Origin of the sequence: Acetatifactor muris (assembly GCF_024623325.1) — a bacterium.
Taxonomy (GTDB): Bacteria; Bacillota; Clostridia; order Lachnospirales; family Lachnospiraceae; genus Acetatifactor; species Acetatifactor muris.
In genome coordinates this window covers 1-4,240 of record NZ_JANJZD010000079.1, presented here as the reverse complement: position 1 = coordinate 4,240, position 4,240 = coordinate 1, and the positions used below count along the sequence as shown (strand labels likewise).

The window sequence follows — 4,240 nt, the reverse complement described above, 5'->3', positions numbered from 1 at the left end:
TCCCATTCCTGATCGGTGAGTTCGTAACGCCTTAACATAATATCAACCCCCTTTTTCTTTATTTTACCATGAAAAAGAGGCTGGAACAAATGTTTTGTATACTTTTTATTTTTCAAACACGCTCTAGGCAGCATTCACTTTGTTGATAAATTTGCATTTGATCATAAGCCTGAACATTGGATTGAAATTGATGTAGATACGATATATCGTAGGTATTTTGAAGACTCTATTTCCTTGGCAAAAAGTAAACTATTTGATGGCATTGGTCATCCAGATGCAATAAAATTATTTGGTCATAGACCGTCATTTTCACTCTTGGGTTACTATGAAAGTTTAGCAAAGGAACTTTCAAATAGTAATATGTATGCAGATCAGAATAGTGGCGTGGCTCGAAGATGTTCAAAAACTGCTTCTTTGGGAATGGATAAAGAATTACTACATGTTTTGAAGAATAAAAATATAAAAATTATCACATCATCCGATGCCCATTGTCCTGAAGATGTAGGAGATAAAATTCGAGAGCTTGAAATTTGCGTTGCAAATGCTTAGGAAAAGCAGATGTTTTCCCTTAGCGGTATAATAGACATGGTGCTAGCACCATGTAATAAGGGTGACTAAGGAGAAACAATTTTTATTGTGTAACATTTCAAAAATGAGTTGCCAAATTGCGTGTATTTGTTACAATAAATGCGTAGCAACATTTTGGCAACAGAAAATCAGCAAGCCATAATAAATGATGTAATTGATGTAAAAATGGGTATGTATTTGCATAAAACTTAAACAAAAACAGTTAATAACAACAAAGAACACGCCGAGTTCGAGTAACGGATAAAATCCCGGAAATGCTGATAAATGGCGTTTCCGGGATTGCTTTATGCCTGTTGGCTCTAAAATGGCTCTAATTATTTGAGGAATACTGGATTTCGGGCGGGTATCATGATACTTGCTTTTTTAATACAGAGGAATTTCGCCCTCATAGTTATCGGCTCTTTCCAACAGAGGACCGGTTGCCCATTGTAAAAGCTATATCACTGCTTCGGATAGACAATAATTTCATTCTAATCTTCAGATTAAGAAAGTCTAATATCTGCTGATTAAGCTGAATTATACCATCCTCTGAAATATTTACCCAACAGTATGACCGCCCTTTTAATTTGATAAGTTGGCTCTTTGCGTTCTGATAATTCTGCAAAGCCGAATTATTGAAATACAAATGTAACTAAGGTTCTCTAAAGTATTGCAGATTTTTTGGCATAGCGTTATCCAAAAGTATCATAGTAGATGTTCTGTGTATTATTTGTTAGAACAGAAAATTTCTCGTTTGTAGTTCATAAGTTTTCTATTTGTTCCATATTTTTATCAGGTTCTGACAGCAATTCTGCCAAACGGTCAAGTTCATGCTATAAATTCTTTATATTTCCCTACGTATGTATAAACACTGGTTTCTAAATAACGCTGATATATTTTTCTGTTCATGTAAATTTTTATAGCCTCCTGATATTTTTAGTAGTAGACGTCTGCTCTGATTAAATACTATTAAAATAAAAAAATTACGTCAATAAATCCATTCCACTTTTGCTTGCTTAAATTACCTAATTGCCATTAGTTTCCATTTTTATTGTTTATCTAATTAATATTCATTTTTCCGAAACTTTTATCATTCATTTTCGGGATAAATTTTTACAGATATACCGCTATCACCCTTTTTGACAATTTTGCTATCGTCAAGAATACTCTGCTTAACAGCGTCTAAATCCTTTGAGAGTGCTTCGATCGCACGTTGGTGTTCTTCCTCTGACGAGAAGCGTTCCGTATCATTCAAAAGGTTCTCCTGCAATTCTCTTGCTTTCATGTATACGCCCAATTTATGATTGAGCAGAGAGTTTTTAAAGGATATTTTGATTGTAGAGGGATTGAAACTTCCGTCCTCGTACTCTCTGCTTCAAAGTTCATATCTAATTGTTCGTCCATTTTCAAAATCAAAGACAATACATCTGATACCGTTTCTATATCAAAATCCATGAAAACATTGATACTGATACCCAAAGCATTTGCAATTTTCAGCAGTTGGTCGGGCTTGGGATTGCGGATGCCATACTCATACTTTTTTATTGTGGCGGAATTGATGCCGGAAAGCTGACCGAGCGTTTTCTGTGATATGCTACGCAAATTCCGAAAGTGTTTAATCTTTTTTCCGGTAGTCATGCCAATACCTCCGATTTTTGTGATTTTCGTTAGTGCTTAGTTCAATTCTATCACAATAATACAATCCGTAATCTGACCGGGGAGTATAAGAAGATAGAGCCGGATTGCCGGGAGGGAGTGCGGGCGCAGTTGGAGCGCATGAAAGAACTTTGCAAGGAGCGAAACAGTTTGTATGAGAAGCAGAATGACTTGAAAGGACAGAAACAGCAGATTGAAAAGTCATTGGAACGATAAGAAATTTGGGGTGTGGCGGTTGCTATGCCTTATATTTTTATGGAAAATAGAGAATAAAAGTGATATAATTTATGTAATAAATTTAAGGAGAAAAAGGCATGGAATATATATTTGAAACAGAGCACTTGAAGATTAGAAAATTTGAGATAGAAGATGCCAAATGTTTATATAAAATCATTTGGAAGAAGTAAAAAGGTGGATTCCAAATGAAAGTTATGTAGATATGGAAGAAACTAAAGGAGCAATCAAATTTTATGTGGACTGTGTGAATGGCAAGCATTTACCATATGTATTAGCTGTTGAACTGAAAGAAACAGGTGAACTGATAGGCGATACAGGTGTAAATGAGGTAGAAGGAAATACTGATGAGGTAGAGATAGGTTATGGGATATTTAAAAAGTATTGTGGAAATGGTTATGCTACTGAATTATTAAAAGCTATGACAGAGTTTATAAGAAGAACTTTTGGAATAAATATTTTATATGGACGTGTTATGCGTGGAAATAATGCTTCTGTGAGAGTTCTTGAAAAGAATGGGTATGAATTTGTTAAGGAAGAATTTGGGGCGGAAGATGACCCTTATGGTAACGGAATGTTAATTTATAAGAAAGAATGTTAAATTGGAATTGTTGGAGGTATGTGTATGAATTTCATTAATACAATAGATGATTTATTTTGTATGTTGGACAGATATACGGAGGGAGTGGATTGGAACACCTTTTATATTAAGAGGGATAAGCCTGCTCCATTTTTGAAATATAATAAATTGCCAGATAAATGTGTTGTTGATTTTATAAGAGAGCATAATATTAAAAATGCTTGCGAATTTGGTTGTGGAGAAGGGCGCAACGCAATTTATCTTGCTAAAAATGATGTTGATACAGAAGCATATGATTTATCAGAAATTGCAATAGAAAATGCAAAAAGGAATGCAAGAGAAAGTAAGGCGGAAAAAGTAGTCTTTAAAGCAGAGAATATTTTTGCATTAGATTTAATGGAAAAGAAGTTTGACTTGGTAATAGACAGTGGTATATTTCATCATTTGGCACCACATAGGCGTTTACAATATAGAGATATTGTATCAAGTATATTAGCAGAAGATGGCTATTTTATTTTGTTGTGTTTTGCGGCAGGGCAAGACGGTGCTGATGAAGTAGATGACTATGAGTTTTACAAGAGCAAACAAACAGGAGTTGCATTTACAGAAGAAAGATTGAAAGAGTTTTGGGGAGAACGATTTTATGTTGTAGATTTACATAAAGGGGAGAACATTGTGGATAATCAAATGTGGGAGAGTGAATATTTGTATGTATGTGTGTTCAAAAAGGATTAGTTAATACTCATTACATGGGGCAAATTTCTATTGGTTTTCTTTAGTGACATGAAAGACATGGTGCTAGCACCATGTAATGAGGGTGACTAAGGAGAAAACAGTTTTTATTGTGTAACATTTCAAAAATGAGTTGTTAAATTGTGGGGATTTGCTATAATAAATTTGTGGCAACATTTTGGCAACAGAAAATCAGCAAGCTATTATAAATGATGTAATTGATGTAAAAATGGGCGTGTATTTGCATAAAAATTAAACAAATACAGTTAAGAACAACAAAGAACACGCCGAGTTCGAATAGTAAACAGAAAGCCGGGAAGCCGCATAAGCAGCGGACTTTCCGGTTTTGTTTGCCCAGCATGGGCAGTAATCTAACGGGTGAAAGTCCCGAGTGTGCCTGGGCAACGAGGAAACACATAGCTGAACAGCAAGGGTGTCCACCGCGAGATGGAATCTGAAAGAAGCTGTAAG

The 4,240-nt window shown here is 35.0% G+C and carries 5 protein-coding genes and 1 pseudogene; 4 read left to right on the top strand and 2 right to left on the bottom strand.

Annotated features, from left to right (window positions below; translation table 11 throughout):
• The first annotated feature begins 234 nt into the window (after window positions 1–234).
• On the top strand, window positions 235–549 hold the full coding sequence (locus NSB25_RS28760; protein ID WP_146040227.1) for a PHP domain-containing protein: 315 nt from the start codon (window positions 235–237) through the stop codon (window positions 547–549).
• Between the two features lie 1,108 nt (window positions 550–1,657).
• Here NSB25_RS28760 and NSB25_RS30005 read toward each other — a convergent pair.
• Window positions 1,658–1,822 (bottom strand): hypothetical protein, encoded by a 165-nt coding sequence (locus NSB25_RS30005; protein ID WP_242982653.1) that lies wholly within the window; start codon window positions 1,820–1,822, stop codon window positions 1,658–1,660.
• Window positions 1,823–1,848: 26 nt separating this feature from the next.
• On the bottom strand, window positions 1,849–2,205 hold the full coding sequence (locus NSB25_RS28750) for a helix-turn-helix domain-containing protein (RefSeq protein WP_242982654.1): 357 nt from the start codon (window positions 2,203–2,205) through the stop codon (window positions 1,849–1,851).
• A gap of 51 nt (window positions 2,206–2,256) precedes the next feature.
• Here NSB25_RS28750 and NSB25_RS29850 point away from each other — a divergent pair.
• From NSB25_RS29850 to NSB25_RS28735, 3 genes and pseudogenes are all read left to right on the top strand, one after another.
• Window positions 2,257–2,439 (top strand): annotated as a pseudogene (locus NSB25_RS29850) (hypothetical protein); the annotation flags it as partial.
• Window positions 2,440–2,617: 178 nt separating this feature from the next.
• Window positions 2,618–3,058: a GNAT family N-acetyltransferase gene (locus NSB25_RS28740; RefSeq protein WP_207656196.1), complete on the top strand. Its 441-nt coding sequence runs from the start codon at window positions 2,618–2,620 to the stop codon at window positions 3,056–3,058.
• 24 nt (window positions 3,059–3,082) lie between these two features.
• Complete coding sequence (locus tag NSB25_RS28735; RefSeq protein WP_172455329.1) at window positions 3,083–3,772, top strand: class I SAM-dependent methyltransferase; 690 nt, start codon at window positions 3,083–3,085, stop codon at window positions 3,770–3,772.
• Window positions 3,773–4,240 lie beyond the last annotated feature (468 nt).